The following is an 18,814-nucleotide window of genomic DNA, read 5'->3' on the forward strand; positions in this document are numbered from 1 at the left end:
CCCCTCCAGACTAGGCTGGCCGGGCGTCGACTACAACGGGGCCGGTTCCGGGACCTGCACGCGGGCCAGCAGGTCGGCAAACGCCCCGTCCGCCACGTCGGCGTAGCCGGCGTACGCCGCCCGCAGCGCCTGCTCCACCGAGTCCACGCCGAGGCCGGGCAGCAGGTCCTCGGCCGCGCCGGCCGTTGCCGGATCCCAGTCCAGGCCGAGTGCGTCGTAACTGGCAGTGAGGACCTCGCGCAGCGGTGCCGCATCCTCCACCACCACGACGGAGGAAAACAGCCAGGCACCGGCCACGACCCGCTGCGCGGTGCCCACCAGCTTGATCCTGCGCAGGGGATCAACCGGGTACGCGCCGTGGATGCTGAACTCACCCGGGCAGTACTCCCCCGGGATTTCGCCCACGCCGGCCTCCAGCCCGGTGGCCCGCAGGCCGCCGGCGATGAGCTCCCCGAACCGGCCGAAACGCTTTTTCGCGCCGGCAATGGCATCGGCCAGCGGCTCCACATGGTCCAGCACCAGGCAGCCTTCGTGGTACGCGGCCGCGCGGCCGCCCGCCTTGCGCACCAGCGGTTCGAATCCACGTTCGCGGCAGCGGCGGGCCGCCTCCGGAAAGCCGGGCAGATGCGCGTCCCGCTGCCCGAACGCCACCGTCGGTGCCGGACGGTACACGCGCATGGTAGGGCCGAGCCGTCCCTGCTTGGCCGCGGCCAGCAATGCCAGTCCAAACTGCAGGTCCGCCTCCGCGCCGAAAGACTCCGGCTGGCGGACCCAGTCGAGCCCGCCAGGGCCCTGCGCCGACTGCTCCAAAGTGATGCCTGCTTCCTGAACCTGCTGATCCGCGCCGCCGGTCGCGGCGGATGCCCCTGCCATTTTACGGCCCGGGGCCATAAAGTGCAGTCCGCGCCGGGGCCGGGCATTCGAGGACCTTGCCACCGTGCCGGACACGGAATAATAGCCATGTGACTTCTCCCCAAACACCGCTCGTGCTGCTCGGCGGCGTCTCCGGCTCCGGTAAGTCCTACCTGGCAGCGCGGTTCGGCCGTCCGCATGTGGAGCTCGACGCGTTTTACCGGGAGATCAGCGAGCACACCGGCGCGTCCCCCATGCCGCTCACCCCGTACGGGGAAATCGACTGGGACCATGCCGACACCTGGAACAGCGGCGCCGCGGCCGGCGCCATAATGGACCTGCTGGAGACCGGCAGCACCCGGATCCCCAACTACTCCATCGCCACCTCCAGCTACAGCGGGCACCGCACCGTGGAACTCGCGGAGGGACCGGTGATTGCCGAGGGGATCTTCGCCGACGCCGTGCTCGGTCGGCTGCGCGGCCTCGGGGCGGAGGTTGACCCCGTCTTCATAAAGGTCTCCCCCATCACGACGGCGGTGCGCCGCCTGGTGCGCGACCTGCGGGAGCACCGCAAGCCACTGCCGTTCCTGCTCAAGCGGGGCTGGGCAATCTTCCGTTCCGAGCGCGCCGTGCGCGACCGTTATGTGGCGGCGGGATTTCGCCCTGTCGCCAAGCGGCAGGTGAAGAGGGAGCTGGCCGCCCTGCGCCGGACACCGGCCGCCCAGCGGAAGTAGCGCCCGGCTATTCGGTCACGTCCCACATCCGGCGCCACCATGGCCGCTTGGGCTCGGGCTCCGGTTCCTCGCGTGCCGCCGCGGCCGCCCTGGCCGCCCGGCGTTCCCGCCAGCGTTCCAGTTCATACTCCACGTCCCGGGTCTTGGTGATCACCGGCGGGCCGCCCTGTAACTGTCGCCGCGCGTTGACCACCCGGGCGTTGAAGTCCTCCAGGATTTCGCGCACCCGCCGGTCCGAGATCTGCTGGTCCAGGCGTCCGTCCAGCTCGGCGTCCTCGGTCCGCAGCAGCAGGGCTTCGGGGCCCAGCCCCGTGAGGTTCTCCCGCTCGATCAGCCCCTTAAGCCACCAGTCGGGGTCATACCCGTTGCCCAGGTTGGGTATCGGTTTTCCGGCGTATTTCAGGTCATCGAAATCCCCGCGGGCCATGGCATCCCGGATCAGGTAGTCCGCGCGCCGGGAGGTGTCCAGCTCCCGGATTTTCCGGTGCTTCTCCTCTTCGGCCTCCGCCCGCTCCTCTTCCTCCGCGTCGGCCGGCCCGCGTTCGCGTGACGCCCGCAGCTCCGCGGCGCGTTCCAGCCGCCGGCCGTTGTCACCCGCTGCCCTGCTGTTCACTCGTCAGACACCGCCTCCGGTACGACTTGGGCCCGATGCTCGGCCACCGGGCTTTTCCTGACATTTTCCCAGCCCCGTTGCGAGCCAGCAATGCGTCGCCGTCGTTCATGCGCCGATCGCAGATTCCCCGGCCGGCCGCGCCGGCGCGCTTCAGGCGGTGGCCGCCGGCGCATCCGCGATGGCAGACTCGGCCGCATGCGCGAATTTGTCGTCCTGGGCACCGCCTCGCAGGTTCCTACCCGGAGCCGCAACCACAACGGCTACCTGCTGCGCTGGGACGGCGAGGGAGTGCTGTTCGACCCGGGTGAGGGAACGCAGCGGCAAATGATCCTCGCCGGGGTTTCGGCCAGCCGGATCACGCGCATCTGTCTGACGCATGTGCACGGCGACCACTGCTACGGATTGCCCGGCGTGCTCTCGCGCATGGTCCTGGACGGCGTTGAGCATCCGGTTCATCTGCACTATCCGGCCTCCGGTGCTGATGTGGTCCGGGCCCTGGTCTCACTCGCCTCCCCGGGACTTGACCTGCGCCTGCATCCGCACGGCGGCGCCGGGGCCATCGCGGACGGCCTCGAGGTGCGACCCCTGGACCACCGGATCGAGGCCTACGGCTACCGGCTGGTCGAACCCGACGGCCGCACCCTGCTGCCCGACCGGCTGGCTGCCGCCGGGATTTCCGGCCCCGACGTGGGCCGCCTGCAGCGGGAAGGAACCTGGAAGGGGGTGCGGCTGGAGGATGTCAGCGTGGCCCGCCCGGGACAGCGCTTCGCCTTCGTAATGGACACCGCGGTCTGCGCCGGGGCGGAGGAACTGGCCGACGGCGCCGACCTGCTCGTGGCCGAGTCCACCTTCAGCGACGACGACGGGGCGCTTGCCGTCCGGCACCGCCACCTCACCGCCGGTCAGGCCGGCGGACTCGCCGCCGGCGGCGGCGTGGGCACGCTGGTGCTAACCCATTTCTCCTCGCGCTACCCCGACCTGGCCCCGCTCGAGGAACAGGCCAGGGCGCGGGCGGGAGGGGCCGAGGTGGTTGCGGCCCGAGACCTGGACCTGATCCCGTTTCCCCAACGCCGGCGGACCGGCATCGGCCGATGAAGCACGCACTGGCCGGTCTTCCGGCAGCCCTGCCTGTTTCCCTCACGGCTCGTCCGGGTTACGGTGGCAATCTCAGCGCAGGGTGGATCACGATCGAAGGAGGCTGCAATGAGCGAGCAGAACCGCCCGGAGGACGAACAGGCCTTGCCGGATCCGGAGCTGAACATCCAGGGTGAAGACCCGCTCATCCCGGATGAGGGCGTCGACGCGGTGCCGCCGGAACTGGTGGACGCCGGGATCGATACGGACTCCGAGCGTCCCGTGGACGAGACTCTGTCAGACCCGCTCGAAGGCGGGATGGCGGACGACCGGCTGGGAGCCCCACTGGAGGATTTCGACCCGGATGAATCGCCGAGCCAGTAGGCGCAAACGAAGCCCCGCAGATTCACTGCGGGGCTTCACTGTTTCGGTAACGGTTTCGGCTACGTGGTCCGGTCGCTGGCTGGCTCTTCCACTGTTGACTTGTCCAGGAAGGCAATCACTTCGGAGTCATCAGTCTTCGTCCAGGTTTCGCGCCCGGTGTCCTTGTCTTCGCGGCGGGTTTCCGGCGTGTCCACGGCTTCCTTGCGGAAGCCCCAGCGGGAATCCCTATTCGAGGCGTAGCACATCTCGAACCTCCTCTTTATCGGTCCCTTAATCGTCCTCCGGTCGCCGTCGGATGCCAAGGGCCGCTCGCTCGAAGATTCAGTGATGCAGGGTGGGCACTTTCGTCTCTGAACGATCGTTTCTGCGGGCCCCGCAGACTAGAGTCTCGTCCATGGCGGCCGAGCAGAAGACAGCGCTCAACAACGGTGTGTGGATAGACCGTCTCGGCTTCGGCACGGCCAGAATCCCCCCGCCGGAGACCGCCGGGCTTTGCTATCGCGCTTTGCAGGCCGGTTTCCGCCACATCGACACCGCTGCGCTGTATGGCAACGAGCAGGGGGGGGGTGAGGCCGTCCGCAAATACACGGCCAGCAGGCTGGCCTCCCGCGAGGAAATCTTTGTCACCACCAAGGTTTACAACCATAACCACGGCCATGACCTGGCGCTCCGAGCCTTCGAAGATTCGGCCCGGCAACTGGGACTCGACTACATCGACCTGTATCTAATTCACTGGCCCCAGCCCAAACGTGGTCTGTTTGTGGAAACCTACAAGGCGCTCGAGCGCCTCTACCATGAGGGGCGTGTACGGGCGGTGGGCGTTTCGAACTTCCTCCCGAAACATCTCGAACAGCTGCTCCAACACACCGACGTCGTGCCGGCGGTCAACCAGATCGAGTTGCACCCCTGGTTCCAACAAGCGGAACTGCGGGAATTCAACGCCGCCCACGGCATCCGCACCGTGTCCTGGAGCCCCCTGGCCCGGGGGGCAGCGCTAAAGGATCCTATCGTGGTGGACCTGGCCCGCGGCCTGGGCGAAACCCCTGCACAGGGGGTCCTGCGCTGGCATCTCCAGTTGGGCAATATCGCCATCCCCAAGGCAACAGGTCCCCGCATTCAGGAGAACTTCCGCGTCTGGGACTTCCTGCTGGACAACGCCGCCATGGAGTGCCTGGCCGGCCTTGACCGCCGGGAGGGCCGGATCGGTTCCCACCCTGATCAGATCAACTGAGGCGAGGAGTTGCTGCCGGTGTCCAGTTGCAGCGGTCAGGGCGCGCTCAGCAGTTCGACGATGACGTCGAGGGCTTGGGTGAGCTGCAGATCGCTGGGGGCGCCATAACCGATAACGAGGCCGTTCTCGGGTGCCCGGTCGGCGTAGTAGGCGGCCAGGGTGGCCAGGCGGACTCCGCGGCGAAGGGCGTCGTTGGCCAGTAAAGGGGCGTCCTTTCCATGGAACCGCAGGACTGCGTGAAGTCCGCCGTCGAGGGCGGCGAGCTGAAGGTCCGAACGGGTTCCAAGGCGTTCCAGCAGCAGGGCCCTGCGATGCGCGTATTCGCGGCGCGCACGCGAGATGTGCCGTGCCAGGCCCCCGGCCTGGATGTAGTAGGCAAGGGCCGTTTGCATGATTCCGGCCACCGGCGTGTCCAGGTCTTCGCGGATCGCCTTCAGCGCGCGGCCTGATTCCCCGCGGACCACGAGGTAGCCGCACCGCAGCCAGGGACTGAGGGACTTTGAAAACGTCCCCAGCAACGCGACGTCGGCTGTGGAGGGAAGCGAAGCAACGGCAGGCAAGGGCATCCTGCGGTGACGGAATTCGCTGTCGTAGTCGTCTTCGAGGACGAGCACGCCGTGTTCGGCTGCCCAGTTCAAAAGATTCAGCCGTTCCTGCACCGGCATCCGGCCGCCTAGCGGGTACTGGTGGCTCGGGGTGATCAGCACGGCGTCCGGCGGCCGACCCAGGGACGCCAGCTGGGCGGCTTTGAGTCCGTCGTCGTCGACGGGCACTGTCTCCACCACGGCACCTGCGGCGGCCATGACCCGTCGGGCCGTTGGATACCCGGGATCCTCGACGAGTATGCGGGGATGCTCTCTGCTGTTGCGCAGGGCTGCCACGGCCAGAAGGAGGGCGTCGCTGGTTCCGGCGGTAATGATGACGTCATCGGGTTCGACGGCCAGTCCCCTGGCTGCGGCCAGGTGCCCTGCGACTTCCTTCCGCAGGGTGGCGGTCCCCAGCGGTGGGGGCAGGTGCGTGGGTCCCTGTTCGGATACCGCCCTGCGCCAGGCCGTGTGCCACTCGCGGTCGCGGAAAGGTGCGGACGAGGGACGTCCCGGCGTGAGGTCGATGATCGGCCTGCTGTCCTGGAGGTGCGGGACTGGGCGTTCCTCGCGGGCAGGGTGTTGAACGTCCGGGCGGAGCACGACCCGGGTTCCACCGGCGCCGTGGCTTTCCAGGAATCCCTCACCGGCCAGCTGCTCGAACGCCCGGACCACGACCCCGCGTGAGATGCCGAGCTCGGAGGCCATCCTGCGTGTTGCCGGGAGCGTGTGCTCCGGCCCCAGCAGCCCACCAAGGATGGCCCGGCGGAGTTGATCGGCCAGTTGGGCGGCGAGTGGAGCCGGCGCATTCCTGTCGAGTGTGAGCGGAAGCTCGGCCTCTCCCACATGGACCTCCTGATTTGATCTTTCTTGGACCTAGTGTAGGACCAAGGCGCTTGCCACCATGGAAACCGCAACCAGACGCCCACGCCGCTGCTCCGCTTTTTCCCGGCCCGGAGGCGGATGAGAGAAGGACTCATGTTTCACGGACTCTGCGCTTTCCCCCTCACACCGATTGTCGATGAGCGCATCGACGTGAAGTCCGTTGCACTCTTGGTGTCCCGGGCCGCGAGAGCCGGCGTGGATTCCCTTGGGGTACTCGGCTCCACCGGAAACTACGCGTACTTGTCTCGGGAGGAACGCCGTGCAGTACTTGAGGCAGCTGTCGATGCCTCCGACGGGGTCCCGGTTATCGCCGGCGTGGGTGCGGTGCGTACGCGCGATGTCTTGGCGCATGTTGAAGATGCCCAGGCGGCAGGGGCTTCGGGTTTGCTGCTGGCCCCGGTGTCATACCAACGCCTGACGGAGGCGGAGGTGTTCGGCCTGTACCAGGACGTCTCGGCGGCATCTTCGGTACCCATCGTCGTCTACGACAACCCCGGCACGACCGGGTTCACATTTTCCGATGCCCTGTATTCGCGCATCGCCGACATGCCGGCGATTGTCTCCATCAAGATCCCGCCTCCCCCGCCGGGGCAGGCTTCTGCACGCCCGAGGGAATTGCGCTCGCTGCTGCCGGAACGCATATGGGTAGGTATCAGCGGCGACTGGGCCGCTGCGGAAGCGCTGCTCGCCGGCTGTGATGTGTGGTACTCGGTGATCGCCGGCGTCCTTCCCGAAACGGCCAAGGTGATGGCGGATCATGCGTTGGCCGGGCGCAGCGACCGGGCCCTGGAAGCGTCGGCGAATCTCGAGCCCCTGTGGTCGCTCTTCCGGACGTACGGCAGCCTGCGCGTTACCGCAGCAATTGCAGAGCAGTTGGGGCTGATTCCGTCACCCAGCCTGCCGTTGCCGCTTCACGGTCTGGACAGTGAAGGCAGCCTGAAAGTTGCGGACGCTATTCGCCAGTGCGGTCTTCGGGCGTGACCCAAGGGGTGACTACCGGCCACGCGCCCGGCCGAGGCACCGATGTGCGCGGGGCACTCGCCCGCTATATCGTGGCGGCCACCCTGGCCCGCAGCGCGGACGGGGGTGCGGTCGTTGCCATCATTCTTCTGGTGGCAACGAGCGGGTCGCCGGGATGGCTGGCCGGCCTTCTGGGCGCCTGCATTACCGCTCCCCACCTCTTTGGCCCCTTCGTCGCCCGGCGCCTTGATACTGCCCCCGACGGTCGTTCCGTGATTGCCCTGGCCTGCATGGCCCACGGGGCAACGCTCGCGGCCGCTGTACTGCTGTATCCGGTGACCTGGCCCGTGATCACGGGAGCACTGCTGGTCGCTTCCGGACTCGTTGGTCCCCTGCTGACCGGGGGCATCAGCAGCCGGCTGCCGGCCATAGCGGGACCGGAAAAATCCAGCCAGCGCCGCGCCCAAGGCTGGGACGTGGCCACCTACGGCATCGGCGGCACCATCGGACCCTCCCTTGTCGCCGCCGTCTCGGCGTGGTCGGGTCCCGCTGTGGCAGCGCTGATCCTGGCCGCCGCCACGTTCGCCGCCGCGGCGGTGATCAGGCTCCTGCCTTATCGCCCGCCTGCCGCCGCGCCCGCGGAGGTGCCTCAGCCGGGACGGACGCTCGTGATGATGCTCTCGTCGGGTCCTTTGCGCCGAACGCTCTATCTGACGGTCGTTGTCGCCCTGTCGGTTGCGGTCCTGCCCATCACGGCCGTAGCCTCCACCGCGGAGCTCGCCGTCGCACCTGCTGCAGCGGGCGTCCTGGCCGCGGCCTACGGGCTGGGTGGGCTGGCCGGTTCGGCGGGGGTGATGATCCGGCCGATGCAGGCCGACGCCGACCGACTGATGACATGGCTTGCGGCCGGGGTAGGCCTAGCCCTGGCCGGGGCTGCATTCGCCGGCAGCTTCCCTGTCGCGGTGGCGGCCTACTCCTTGGCCGGGATCGCGAACTCGTACTTCTTCGCCGCAACCCTGGCCGCCCGCAGCGAATATGCGCCGCCGGAAGCACGCGGCCAGGTGTTCGTGTGGGTCGGAGCCCTGAAGATCACTGCCGGTTCGGCAGGAACTGCTGTTGCCGGTGCCGTTGTTTCGCAAGCCACCCAGTTGCCACTGTTCCTTGCAGTGTCCATCGTTACGGCCGTCGTGGGCGCCTCGGTTGTGGACCGCCGTGCCACCGCCAAGTCCTGAAGAAAGGCCAGATCAACGCACGGCTGCGCCACACGCTCTACGCTGGTGCGGGACTCCCGTCGGCACCGCTGGAATTCACTGAAGGCCAATTGCGGCCAAGCCGGCGGCGCCCCGATGCTTGCCGGGGATGTTTAGGGCACACTGGTGGCGTGAGCGGAATCCCGTGGGTGCTGCACGTCGATCTCGACCAGTTCATCGCTGCGGTCGAAGTGCTCCGGCGGCCGGAGCTTGCGGGCAAGCCGATCATTGTCGGCGGCCGGGGCGACCCCACGGAACGGGCTGTGGTGTCGACCGCATCCTACGAAGCCCGGGCCTTCGGTGTCGGTTCGGGAATGCCTTTGCGCACGGCGGCACGGAAAGTGCCCGACGCCGTCATCCTCCCCGTCGATCACGAGGCGTACCTCGCGGCGTCAGAAACGGTGATGAATACGCTGCGAGCGCAGCCGGGCGCCACGGTGCAGGTGCTGGGCTGGGATGAAGCCTTCGTCGGCGTCGAGACAGAGAATCCCGAAGCCTACGCCCGGCAGGTGCAGGCCGCCGTACTGGAGCGAACGAAGCTGCATTGCAGCGTGGGCATCGGCGACACTCTGGTCCGCGCCAAGGTCGCCACCGGTTTCGGCAAGCCGGCCGGCGTCTTTCGCCTCACCGCCGGGAACTGGCTTGATGTCATGGGCGGCCGGCCCACCAAAGACCTGTGGGGCGTCGGCACCAAGGTGTCGGGCCGGCTGGCCAAGCTCGGCATCAACACCGTTGCCGAGCTCGCCGCGTCCGACCCCCAGGACCTGGTCCCTGAGTTCGGCCCCAGGATGGGGCCCTGGTACGCGGAACTTGGACGCGGGGACGGCGCCAGCGTTGTGGACGACACCCCGTGGGTTGCCCGCGGGCATAGCCGCGAGACCACCTTCCAGCGGGACCTGACCGAGCCCGCCCAGGTCGACGACGCCGTCAGGGAGCTGACAGCGCGTGTCCTTGAGGACGTTGTGGCCGAGGGACGGCCCGTCATCGGGCTGACCCTCAAGGTTCGATATGCTCCGTTCTTCACCAAGACCCATGCGCGGAAGATTCCCGAGACGTTCGACCGGCACGAAATCCTGGCGCGGACCCTGGACCTAGCAGCCGGAATCGAAGCGGGCCGTCCCATCCGTCTCTTGGGCCTGCGGGCCGAGATGGCGATGCCCGACGACGCCCGAAAGGGACATACGCCGACGCGCGGCGGTTGGTGACGGTCCCCGTCAGGCCGGCACACGTTGACCCTGTTCCCGGCGTGCTGCCACACTTGTGTGTGCAGGGCAGGTTGGTTCAAAGGAGACCCTCATGTCACCCATGATCCGCAAGAGTCTGAACGAGCCCGAAGAAACCCGGCCTTTCGAGGACGGTAAGGGGAAACTGGATCTGATCAATCTCGAGTCAGGCGCCGTCGGGCGGGCGGTTTTCGAACCCGGTTGGCAGTGGTCCAAGCACGTCAAACCCATCGCCGGGACGGACAGCTGTCAGGTGGCCCATACCGGCTATGTGTTGTCCGGACGAATCAAGATCGTCATGGACGACGGCGAGGAAAACGAGTTCGCCGTCGGCGACCTGATGTCGGTTCCGCCCGGTCACGATGCATGGGTCGTAGGCGATGAGCCATGCGTGGTCCTTGACTGGCACGGATACAGTGACTACGCCAAGCGACAGGACTAAGAGCGCCATCTCGCGTCGCCGCAATTGGCTCGGCTGACGGCACCTGGGGCGCCTCATCCTCGATTCCTCCTCCCCGGCCCGGGGAGGAGGACGTGTTACTTCTCGGCCGCCTCGTCGAGCATTTCGCACACATCGTGAACGTGCCGAATGGTGTTCATCACGATATCCACTGAAATTGGCTCCATCACCTCCGGATCCTCAGAGAGTTGATTATGGAAGGCCAGCCACCCCCGCTCGAAGTACAAGAACTCGGGTAGGCCTTCTTCTTCCAGCGCCGCGGCATCAGCGGGGCTTACGGGGTAGATGATCGAGGCACCCTTGAGCGAGTCGACGATGGTTAACTGATCGGCCGAGAAGTATTGGAAGCCCGGTCCGGAGATGTCTAGTTCGTCGATGAAGGCACCGTCCGAAGCGCGCGTCAGGTCCACGGTGGCATCGCCCCGGAACTTCACCAGTGTTGACCCGTTCTGCCTAACCCGGGCTTTGTAGTGGACTTCCCGAACGTCTCCGGATTCCAGGGTGACGGTCGTGCCGCATGCCTCGATCTCTATTGGAGCGTAGTAATCGTCGGGGACCGGTAGATAATGCCCCCCGGTGTCCTCGGGCGGCCACTGGGTGGGGGTTTCCTCTTGGGGCGTTGCAATGGCCGGCGCGGTCCCCGCGGCGAGGGCAAAAGCAATGAAAATGGGCAGGCGCAGTGTCTTCTTGGTGATCATGATGGGGCTCCTGGGCGGGCAGGAGGCTTCTCGCTCATCCTGCAGGGAGATGCGTTGGATGCCGTAGTGGCGACAGGTCCGTTGAGAGAACCACGGTCCCTGCGTTCCTCCCCCAGCCAGGCGCACAGTGCGGTCAACCTACGCCTGCGTTTCTGCGACTGTCAACGAGTTCTGACGCAGTTCCACTACCCTCTCTCATTAAGGGTGTATAAAACCGAGCAAAAAGAAATGCACCGTTTCTCCCAGTTGCGAATGGGATATCAGGAGGCAGGCGATAACGTCACATCCAAAGGTGAGTATTAGGGGCGGAAGCGATGTCGATGCCCGAATTAAGGTTATTTCCCGCACCAGATTCTCTTCCAGTTATTGCCCATCCGAGCAGGGGCACCCCTTTTGGTTGTGGGATAGTTCAGCAACAACTGTATAGTCAGTCCATGCTGACTATAACTTCGAGGCTGGATGTCATGAATCGCCTAGGGCGGGCCATGGCCGATCCAAGCCGAGCATCCATCCTCATGACCCTGCTCAAGGAGCCAAGCTACCCAGCCGTCCTCGCGCGCAGCCTGAACTTGACGCGGTCGAATGTTTCCAATCACCTGACGTGCCTTCGTGATTGCGGCATCGTCATTGCCGAACCTGAAGGTCGGCAAACCCGGTACGAGATCGCCGACCCCCATCTGGCGAACGCTCTACAGGCCCTCGTCGAAGTGACACTGATGGTGGACGAAAACAACCCCTGCGCCGACCCGGCATGCCCATTGCCCGGGTGCTGCGAGGGGTCCCGATGACAGCACCGACTGCGCTCTCTGCCGAGCGGCGTTTTGTACTGCACCGCCGTGTGCGACTCATTGTCGCTTCCACCATCACGTACAACGTGATCGAAGCGATTGTCGCGATCTGGGCCGGCTCCATGGCTTCGTCTGCGGCGCTCATCGGCTTCGGCCTCGATTCCATCATTGAGGTTCTCTCCGCGGCAGCCGTCGCCTGGCAGTTCACACGCAAAGACCCCGAACGTTGGGAGAAAGTGACTGTCCGCGCAATCGGCATTGCCTTTTTCGCCTTAGCGGCCTACGTCACCATAGACGCGGTACTGGCTCTCTCGGGCATTGAAAAGGTCGAGCACAGCCCCCTCGGCATCGGTATCGCTTCACTGAGTCTCATCGTGATGCCCGTGCTCGCGTGGTTCGAGTTCCGGACCGGGCGTGAGTTGAACTCGAAGAGCGTTCAGGCAGATGCCAAACAATTGTTGCTCTGCATCTACTTGTCCGGGACTGTACTGATTGGTCTAATTCTGAACACCTTGTTCGGGTGGGCCTGGGCAGATTCGATCGCGGCTCTGGTGGTTGCCGCCCTTGCCGTCCGCGAAGGCATCGAGGCCTGGACGGGAGATGTCGAGTCACCGTTCGAGGTCCTCGAAGAACTCCACGACGACGGCGGCCAAGAAGACCGTGAGTGACAGAGAGCAGGCGCAGTCGGCTCAGGTCAGACAGGGCCTTGAAAATGGTGGCCGTTTCCTTCGCCACGTCGGCACCCAGGAACGTCCCCGCTGGCGGGGGGGCCATCAACACCTGGGCCCCGCCTGCCAGATTCCGGCGGGGAACGAAACCCATGCCCTTGCGGTCAGGATCCGCCCTTTCGCGAGGGGTGCGGGACAACGACGTCGTCCGCCATACGCGAGGCCGCAGGGAAGAGGAGCATGAGGAGGCCGACGCCCACTGCCGCACCGATGATCTGCGCCAGCACGAAACCGGGGACGGAGCTCGGAGCGATGCCGGCAAACGTGTCACTGAAGATGCGGCCGACCGTCACCGCAGGGTTGGCGAAAGACGTCGAGGACGTGAACCAGTACGCCGCGCCAATGTACGCACCTACAGCGGGAGCCGCGAGGATACCCCTTCGAGTGGCAGCCAGGGAGAAGATCAGCAGAATGAGCCCGGCCGTCGCAACCACCTCGCCCAGCAGCGTTCCCGCAGTTGCTCGATCGTTGGTCGAGACGGTCGTACCCACTTCAAACATGGCGTTGGCGAGTACGCTGCCGCCGATCCCGCCGACCATCTGCGCCACCAGATACGTGCCCAATTCCGCAAGGGTCAAGGCGGTGCGGCTGCGCCTGCCCAGAAGCCAGTCCGCGAGCGACACCATGGGATTGAAGTGGGCGCCGCTGACCGGTCCAAACATGAGGATCAGAACCGTGAGGCCCAGCACCGTGGCGGTGCTGTTCTGCAGCAGCTGCAGTCCCACATCGTTCGGGGAAAGTTGCTGCGCGGCAATGCCCGAGCCGACGACGATGCAAACAAGCAGTGCCGTACCGAGCAGCTCGGCGACAGCGCGGCGCCACAAGGGCGGCAGGTGTGAAGTCATGAGATCCAGCTTGACCGAATAAATTAACTCAGTCAAAATTGAATCAATGACTATTGAGCTAAACGGGGACTTTCAGGCGCGAGTTGCAAAACATGCCGCCCTCGCAGACCCTGCCCGCCTGCGGATTGTCGATCTGCTGACGCTCGGAGACTACTCACCGACGGAGCTTCAGGCGGAGCTCGGCCTCCCCTCCAACCTGCTGTCCCACCACCTGCGCACCTTGGAAGCTGCCGGCCTCGCGACCCGCCGCCGCTCGGAGGCGGATAAGCGGCGCAGCTACATCAGACTCACCTCCGGGGCGCTGGAGGGGCTGTCGCCCCGGCGTGAACACGGCGTGCGCCGCGTCCTCTTCGTCTGCACGCGCAACAGCGCACGGTCTCAGCTGGCGACTGCCCTATGGCGGCGCGTGAGTAAAATTCCGGCGACGTCGGCGGGCACTCAGCCGGCAGACCGCGTCGCCCAGGGGGCCATCGATATCGCGCAACGTCACGGCGTCAATCTCGGGAACGCAAGTCCGCGCCAACTGACTGACGTTGCAACCAGCGACGACTTTATCGTCACCGTGTGCGACAACGCGCACGAGGAACTGCCGAGCCTGGAAGGAATTCACTGGTCCGTTCCGGACCCCGTCCGATCGAACACCAACGACGCTTTCGAACACGCCTTCCTCGACATCTCCAACCGCATCAGCGATCTCGCGCCACGCCTGCGCGCCGCCTGACCAGCCGGGCAGAACAAGCGCATTGCAAATATCGACAATCATCAATATGGGGGCCGGATGCTGCTCACATCGACAGGCATCAATGCGGAGTCGGTGCAGCGATGGAGCGGCTGTACACCCAAGCAAAACCACCACCGTTCGAACCACTGGAGAAACCCGTGAGCACCGGTACCATCAAAAAGCCTTCCGTCCTCTTCGTCTGCGTCCACAACGCAGGGCGTTCGCAGATGGCGGCGGCATTCCTGACCACCTTCTCCGAAGGCGCCATCGAAGTCCGCTCGGCCGGCTCCCAGCCCGCTGACAAGGTCAACCCGGCCGCAGTGGAGGCCATGGCCGAACTCGGCATCGACATGTCCGCCGAGATCCCGAAGGCCCTCACCACCGAGGCCGTCAAGGAGTCGGACGTCGTGATCACCATGGGCTGCGGCGACGAATGCCCCTATTTCCCCGGCAAGCGCTATGAGGACTGGGTCCTGGATGACCCGGCCGGGCAGGGTGTGGACGCTGTCCGCCCCATCCGCGACGAGATCAAGACCCGCATCGAGGGATTAATCGAATCCCTGATCCCGGCCGCCAACTAGTCCAACCCGTCTGTCGCCGGCCCCTGCGGACCGCCAGCCGGGCCACCGCCATTAGCCGAAGAGCACTCGTCTCGAGTCCGGAAGGGGTGCCTGACGGGCCGTTGCGGACTCAAGCACAAGGCAGCGGGTTAGCCAGGCCGCACGTCAGTGACCCCGTCCCCGGCAGGGCGTACCGTGTCGGCCGATGCCCCTGCCGAGATCTGCCGCTTGATCTGCTCGAGCTCATCTTTGAGCAGGTCAACGGTGACGCGATACTGGTCGAACTGCGCCGTCCGGCGCCTGGCCACGGAGTAACTGATGCCGGCCGCAAGGATGCCCAGCGGGAACGCCACCATCAGGGCCCAGCCGGACGCGGCAAGGAACTCGAGCGCTACGGGAAGCGCATGCCTGAAGGCCAGGAACTCGTTCACGCCACCGACGACTCCATCAAGAGCGGTGTCCAGTGGGCCTAGAAACTGCCCCACGACAGGCGTCCCGGAAAACGACGGAGCGCTCAGCGGCGGTTCTCCCCCTGTGGACCAGCGTGAATCACGGAAATGGTTCAGGACGTAGATCCCGGCACCCGCATTAAGGGCCCCGAAGAGGAGGACGGAACCAAGAACAGTCCAATGAAGCCTGCGCGGACGCCACGCGCCGGCCACTAGCGCAAAGACGGCGGCCGCACACCAGGAAAAGACGCGGAGTTCGTCGCGGCTCATCCCGCCCAAGAGATCCAAGATATTCTCCGCCCCTCACAGTTGGAATCAATGGTTGTTCCGGTTACAAGCGCGCCTGTCCCAGTCACTTCCGGCCGTTCCCGAAGGCAGCGCCCGCTAAAGGAACGGCCTACCTGAGCGTTGCTCAGATAGGCCGTTCATATTACCCGGAGGCGACCATCTTGCTGGGGCGGCCGCGATCCCCCAATGGAAGAAAGAGGGAGGGAGGAGGACCTAGAAGTCCCAGTCTTCGTCTTCGGTGTTGACGGCCTTGCCGATCACGTAGGAGGAGCCGGAGCCGGAGAAGAAGTCATGGTTCTCGTCCGCGTTGGGGCTCAGGGCGGAGAGGATGGCCGGGTTCACGTCGGTCACGGTGGACGGGAACATGGCCTCGTAGCCCAGGTTCATCAGCGCCTTGTTGGCGTTGTAGTTCAGGAACTTCTTGACGTCCTCGGACAGGCCCACGGCGTCGTAGAGGTCGTGGGTGTACTGCACTTCGTTCTCGTACAGCTCGTAGAGCAGCTCGAAGGTGTAGTCCTTCAGCTCCTGCTTGCGCGCCTCGGACTCCCCCTCGACGCCCTTCTGGAACTTGTAGCCGATGTAGTAACCGTGCACCGCCTCGTCGCGGATGATCAGCCGGATCAGGTCCGCGGTGTTGGTTAGCTTGGCCCGTGAGGACCAGTACATCGGCAGGTAGAAGCCGGAGTAGAACAGGAAGGACTCCAGCAGCGTGGAGGCGACCTTGCGCTTGAGCGGGTCATCGCCGTAGTAGTAGCCCTCGATGATCCGGGCCTTCTTCTGCAGATTCTCGTTCTCGGTGGACCACCGGAACGCCTCGTCGATCTCCTTGGTGGAGCACAAGGTGGAGAAGATCGACGAATAGCTCTTGGCGTGCACCGACTCCATGAACGCGATGTTCGTGTAGACGGCTTCCTCGTGCGGGGTCAGCGCATCCGGGATCAGGCTGACGGCGCCGACGGTCCCCTGAAGCGTGTCCAGCAGGGTCAGGCCGGTGAAGACGCGCATGGTGAGCAGCTTTTCGTCTTCAGTCAACGTGCCCCACGACTGCACATCGTTGGACAGCGGGACCTTTTCGGGCAGCCAGAAGTTGTTGCAGAGCCGGTTCCAGACCTCAACGTCCTTCTCGTCCTCGATCCGGTTCCAGTTGATCGCTTCCACGTGGTGCAGAAGCTTGACCTTCTCGGCTGACATCGCGTCCCCTTCTTCCCAAAGTCTGTCTTGTTCCATGGTGCCCGAATGCCGGCCGGGGTGCGGCCGGCTGGGCCAGCGGGTGGTGGCCGGATGTCCGGCATCCCGTCGGTGCCCGTACGACGGCGGGCGGGCACCCGCCGTCGTACTTTTCAGTTGTCCGGGTCTGCTACAGCATGCAGCTGACGCAGCCCTCTACCTCGGTCCCCTCCAGCGCGAGCTGGCGAAGACGGATGTAGTAGATGGTCTTGATGCCCTTGCGCCAGGCGTAGATCTGCGCCTTGTTGATGTCGCGGGTGGTGGCGGTGTCCTTGAAGAACAGCGTCAGCGACAGGCCCTGGTCCACGTGCTGGGTGGCCGCGGCGTAGGTGTCGATGATCTTCTCGTAGCCGATTTCGTACGCGTCCTGGTAGTACTCCAGGTTGTCGTTGGTCAGGTACGGGGCCGGGTAGTACACGCGGCCCAGCTTGCCTTCCTTGCGGATCTCGATCTTGGAGGCCACCGGGTGGATCGAGGACGTGGAGTTGTTGATGTAGGAGATCGAACCGGTGGGCGGGACGGCCTGCAGGTTCTGGTTGTAGATCCCGTGCTCCATGACGGAGGCCTTTAGCTCCCGCCAGTCGGCCTGGGTGGGGATTTCCACGTGGGCGAAGAGCTCCTTGACCCGGTCGGTCTGCGGCACCCATTCCTGCTCGGTGTACTTGTCGAAGAACTCGCCCGAGGCGTACTTGGACTTCTCGAAACCGCCGAAGGTCTGGCGGTGTTCGATCGCGAGCTTGTTCGAGGCACGCAGCGCGTGGAACAGCACCGTGTAGAAGTAGATGTTGGTGAAGTCCAGGCCTTCCTCGGAACCGTAATGGACCCGCTCGCGGGCCAGGTAGCCGTGCAGGTTCATCTGGCCCAGGCCGATGGCGTGCGACTGGAGGTTGCCTTCGGCGATCGAGGGCACCGAGTTGATGTAGGACATGTCCGACACCGCGGTGAGCGCGCGGATGGCGGTCTCGATGGAGGTGCCGAAGTCGGGCGAGTCCATGGTCTTCGCGATGTTCATCGAGCCGAGGTTGCAGGAAATGTCCTTGCCGATTTCGGCGTAGGTGAGGTCCTCGTTGTACAGCGACGGCGAGGAAACCTGCAGGATCTCCGAGCAGAGGTTGGACATGATGATCTTGCCGTGGATCGGGTTGGCGCGGTTTACCGTGTCCTCGAACATGATGTACGGGTAGCCCGATTCGAACTGGATCTCGGCCAGCGTCTGGAAGAACTCGCGGGCGCTGATCTTGGTCTTCTTGATCCGGCTGTCGTCGACCATCTCGTAGTACTTCTCCGAGACGGAGATGTCGGAGAACGGCACCCCGTAGACGCGTTCGACGTCGTACGGGGAGAACAGGTACATGTCCTCGTTCTTCTTCGCCAGCTCGAACGTGATGTCCGGGACGACAACGCCCAGCGAGAGCGTCTTGATCCGGATCTTCTCGTCGGCGTTCTCGCGCTTCGTGTCCAGGAAGCGGTAGATGTCCGGGTGGTGGGCATGCAGGTACACCGCGCCGGCACCCTGGCGGGCGCCGAGCTGGTTGGCGTAGGAGAAGCTGTCTTCGAGCAGCTTCATGACGGGGATGACGCCGGAGGACTGGTTCTCGATCTGCTTGATCGGCGCGCCGTGCTCGCGGATGTTGGTCAGCGACAGCGCGACGCCGCCGCCGCGCTTGGACAGCTGCAGGGCGGAGTTGATGCCGCGGGCGATCGACTCCATGTTGTCTTCGATGCGCAGCAGGAAGCAGGAGACCAGCTCGCCGCGCTGCTTCTTGCCCGCGTTCAGGAACGTGGGAGTGGCCGGCTGGAAGCGGCCGTCGATGATCTCGTCCACCAGGCGGTTCGCCAGTTCCTCGTCGCCCCTGGCCAGGTGAAGGGCCACCATGCAGACACGGTCTTCGTAGCGCTCCAGGAAACGCTTGCCGTCGAACGTCTTGAGCGTGTAGGACGTGTAGAACTTGAACGCGCCCAGGAAAGTCTCGAAGCGGAACTTTTTCTTGTAGGCCCGGTCGTAGAGCGACCGGACAAAGTTCATCGTGTACTGGTCGAGCGTCTCGCGCTCGTAGTAGTCGTTCTTGATCAGGTAGTCGAGTTTTTCTTCCAGGTCATGGAAGAACACGGTGTTGTTGTTAACGTGCTGCAGGAAGTACTGGCGGGCAGCTTCGCGGTCGGCCTCGAACTGAATCTTCCCGTCCGGACCGTAAAGGTTGAGCATGGCATTGAGTTCGTGGTAGCCCAGTCCCTTAAATGCCGCCGGCAGTTCTGCCTT

The 18,814-nt window shown here is 65.1% G+C and carries 21 protein-coding genes; 12 read left to right on the forward strand and 9 right to left on the reverse strand.

Features of this window, described 5'->3' with window-relative positions; genetic code table 11:
• Positions 1-30 precede the first annotated feature (30 nt).
• On the reverse strand, positions 31-810 hold the full coding sequence (locus tag AC5RWG_RS02440) for a lipoate--protein ligase family protein (protein WP_494167089.1): 780 nt from the start codon (positions 808-810) through the stop codon (positions 31-33).
• A gap of 152 nt (positions 811-962) precedes the next feature.
• Here AC5RWG_RS02440 and AC5RWG_RS02445 point away from each other — a divergent pair, with 152 nt between their 5' ends.
• Positions 963-1,586, forward strand: a complete 624-nt coding sequence (locus AC5RWG_RS02445) for a uridine kinase family protein (protein ID WP_494166357.1) — start codon at positions 963-965, stop codon at positions 1,584-1,586.
• 7 nt (positions 1,587-1,593) lie between these two features.
• On the opposite strand, the gene AC5RWG_RS02450 is transcribed toward AC5RWG_RS02445, so the two are convergent.
• Complete coding sequence (locus AC5RWG_RS02450) at positions 1,594-2,199, reverse strand: DnaJ family domain-containing protein (RefSeq protein ID WP_493999846.1); 606 nt, start codon at positions 2,197-2,199, stop codon at positions 1,594-1,596.
• Positions 2,200-2,394: 195 nt separating this feature from the next.
• On the opposite strand from AC5RWG_RS02450, the gene AC5RWG_RS02455 reads away from it, so the two are divergent.
• Positions 2,395-3,294 carry a ribonuclease Z gene (locus AC5RWG_RS02455; RefSeq protein WP_494166358.1) on the forward strand — a complete coding sequence of 300 codons (900 nt, stop codon included), beginning with the start codon at positions 2,395-2,397 and terminating at the stop codon, positions 3,292-3,294.
• A gap of 108 nt (positions 3,295-3,402) precedes the next feature.
• Positions 3,403-3,657 (forward strand): hypothetical protein, encoded by a 255-nt coding sequence (locus AC5RWG_RS02460; protein WP_494166359.1) that lies wholly within the window; start codon positions 3,403-3,405, stop codon positions 3,655-3,657.
• 59 nt (positions 3,658-3,716) lie between these two features.
• On the opposite strand, the gene AC5RWG_RS02465 is transcribed toward AC5RWG_RS02460, so the two are convergent.
• Positions 3,717-3,902, reverse strand: a complete 186-nt coding sequence (locus AC5RWG_RS02465; protein ID WP_494069123.1) for a hypothetical protein — start codon at positions 3,900-3,902, stop codon at positions 3,717-3,719.
• Positions 3,903-4,051: 149 nt separating this feature from the next.
• Here AC5RWG_RS02465 and AC5RWG_RS02470 point away from each other — a divergent pair, with 149 nt between their 5' ends.
• Positions 4,052-4,888 (forward strand): aldo/keto reductase, encoded by an 837-nt coding sequence (locus tag AC5RWG_RS02470; RefSeq protein ID WP_494166360.1) that lies wholly within the window; start codon positions 4,052-4,054, stop codon positions 4,886-4,888.
• A 35-nt stretch (positions 4,889-4,923) separates the two neighbouring features.
• Here the strand turns inward: AC5RWG_RS02470 and pdxR are convergent, their stop codons facing one another.
• Positions 4,924-6,318, reverse strand: a complete 1,395-nt coding sequence (gene pdxR / locus AC5RWG_RS02475; RefSeq protein WP_494166361.1) for a MocR-like pyridoxine biosynthesis transcription factor PdxR — start codon at positions 6,316-6,318, stop codon at positions 4,924-4,926.
• A 132-nt stretch (positions 6,319-6,450) separates the two neighbouring features.
• On the opposite strand from pdxR, the gene AC5RWG_RS02480 reads away from it, so the two are divergent.
• The 4 genes from AC5RWG_RS02480 to AC5RWG_RS02495 all read left to right on the forward strand — a co-directional run bounded on the left by AC5RWG_RS02480 (position 6,451) and on the right by AC5RWG_RS02495 (position 10,232).
• Entirely contained in the window at positions 6,451-7,338 is an 888-nt protein-coding gene (locus AC5RWG_RS02480) for a dihydrodipicolinate synthase family protein (RefSeq protein ID WP_494166362.1), read from the forward strand.
• Positions 7,339-7,382: 44 nt separating this feature from the next.
• Positions 7,383-8,549 carry an MFS transporter gene (locus AC5RWG_RS02485; protein WP_494166363.1) on the forward strand — a complete coding sequence of 389 codons (1,167 nt, stop codon included), beginning with the start codon at positions 7,383-7,385 and terminating at the stop codon, positions 8,547-8,549.
• A 149-nt stretch (positions 8,550-8,698) separates the two neighbouring features.
• Positions 8,699-9,772, forward strand: coding sequence for a DNA polymerase IV (locus AC5RWG_RS02490; protein WP_494166364.1), 1,074 nt, complete (start codon positions 8,699-8,701; stop codon positions 9,770-9,772).
• A 91-nt stretch (positions 9,773-9,863) separates the two neighbouring features.
• Complete coding sequence (locus AC5RWG_RS02495; RefSeq protein WP_494069130.1) at positions 9,864-10,232, forward strand: cupin domain-containing protein; 369 nt, start codon at positions 9,864-9,866, stop codon at positions 10,230-10,232.
• 95 nt (positions 10,233-10,327) lie between these two features.
• Here the strand turns inward: AC5RWG_RS02495 and AC5RWG_RS02500 are convergent, their stop codons facing one another.
• Positions 10,328-10,948, reverse strand: a complete 621-nt coding sequence (locus AC5RWG_RS02500; protein WP_494166365.1) for a hypothetical protein — start codon at positions 10,946-10,948, stop codon at positions 10,328-10,330.
• A 434-nt stretch (positions 10,949-11,382) separates the two neighbouring features.
• Between AC5RWG_RS02500 and cmtR the strand changes: the two genes are divergently transcribed.
• Positions 11,383-11,736, forward strand: a complete 354-nt coding sequence (gene cmtR, locus AC5RWG_RS02505) for a Cd(II)/Pb(II)-sensing metalloregulatory transcriptional regulator CmtR (RefSeq protein WP_494101535.1) — start codon at positions 11,383-11,385, stop codon at positions 11,734-11,736.
• Positions 11,733-12,404 carry a cation diffusion facilitator family transporter gene (locus AC5RWG_RS02510; protein ID WP_494166366.1) on the forward strand — a complete coding sequence of 224 codons (672 nt, stop codon included), beginning with the start codon at positions 11,733-11,735 and terminating at the stop codon, positions 12,402-12,404. Before cmtR ends, AC5RWG_RS02510 begins: the two co-directional genes overlap by 4 nt.
• 164 nt (positions 12,405-12,568) lie before the next feature.
• Here the strand turns inward: AC5RWG_RS02510 and AC5RWG_RS02515 are convergent, their stop codons facing one another.
• Positions 12,569-13,309, reverse strand: a complete 741-nt coding sequence (locus tag AC5RWG_RS02515; protein WP_494166367.1) for an aquaporin — start codon at positions 13,307-13,309, stop codon at positions 12,569-12,571.
• Between the two features lie 46 nt (positions 13,310-13,355).
• On the opposite strand from AC5RWG_RS02515, the gene AC5RWG_RS02520 reads away from it, so the two are divergent.
• Together AC5RWG_RS02520 and AC5RWG_RS02525 are read left to right on the forward strand one after the other, a co-directional pair.
• Positions 13,356-14,030 (forward strand): arsenate reductase/protein-tyrosine-phosphatase family protein, encoded by a 675-nt coding sequence (locus tag AC5RWG_RS02520; RefSeq protein ID WP_494025973.1) that lies wholly within the window; start codon positions 13,356-13,358, stop codon positions 14,028-14,030.
• A 158-nt stretch (positions 14,031-14,188) separates the two neighbouring features.
• Positions 14,189-14,611: an arsenate reductase ArsC gene (locus AC5RWG_RS02525; protein WP_494025974.1), complete on the forward strand. Its 423-nt coding sequence runs from the start codon at positions 14,189-14,191 to the stop codon at positions 14,609-14,611.
• A gap of 128 nt (positions 14,612-14,739) precedes the next feature.
• Here AC5RWG_RS02525 and AC5RWG_RS02530 read toward each other — a convergent pair whose 3' ends face one another.
• From AC5RWG_RS02530 to nrdE, 3 genes are all read right to left on the reverse strand, one after another.
• Positions 14,740-15,021 (reverse strand): hypothetical protein, encoded by a 282-nt coding sequence (locus tag AC5RWG_RS02530; protein WP_494025975.1) that lies wholly within the window; start codon positions 15,019-15,021, stop codon positions 14,740-14,742.
• A 519-nt stretch (positions 15,022-15,540) separates the two neighbouring features.
• Positions 15,541-16,518, reverse strand: a complete 978-nt coding sequence (gene nrdF / locus AC5RWG_RS02535) for a class 1b ribonucleoside-diphosphate reductase subunit beta (protein ID WP_493999860.1) — start codon at positions 16,516-16,518, stop codon at positions 15,541-15,543.
• 166 nt (positions 16,519-16,684) lie between these two features.
• Entirely contained in the window at positions 16,685-18,805 is a 2,121-nt protein-coding gene (nrdE, locus tag AC5RWG_RS02540) for a class 1b ribonucleoside-diphosphate reductase subunit alpha (RefSeq protein WP_494001260.1), read from the reverse strand.
• Between the last annotated feature and the right edge of the window lie 9 nt (positions 18,806-18,814).

It is taken from the genome of Arthrobacter sp. Y3221160 (assembly GCF_059092585.1).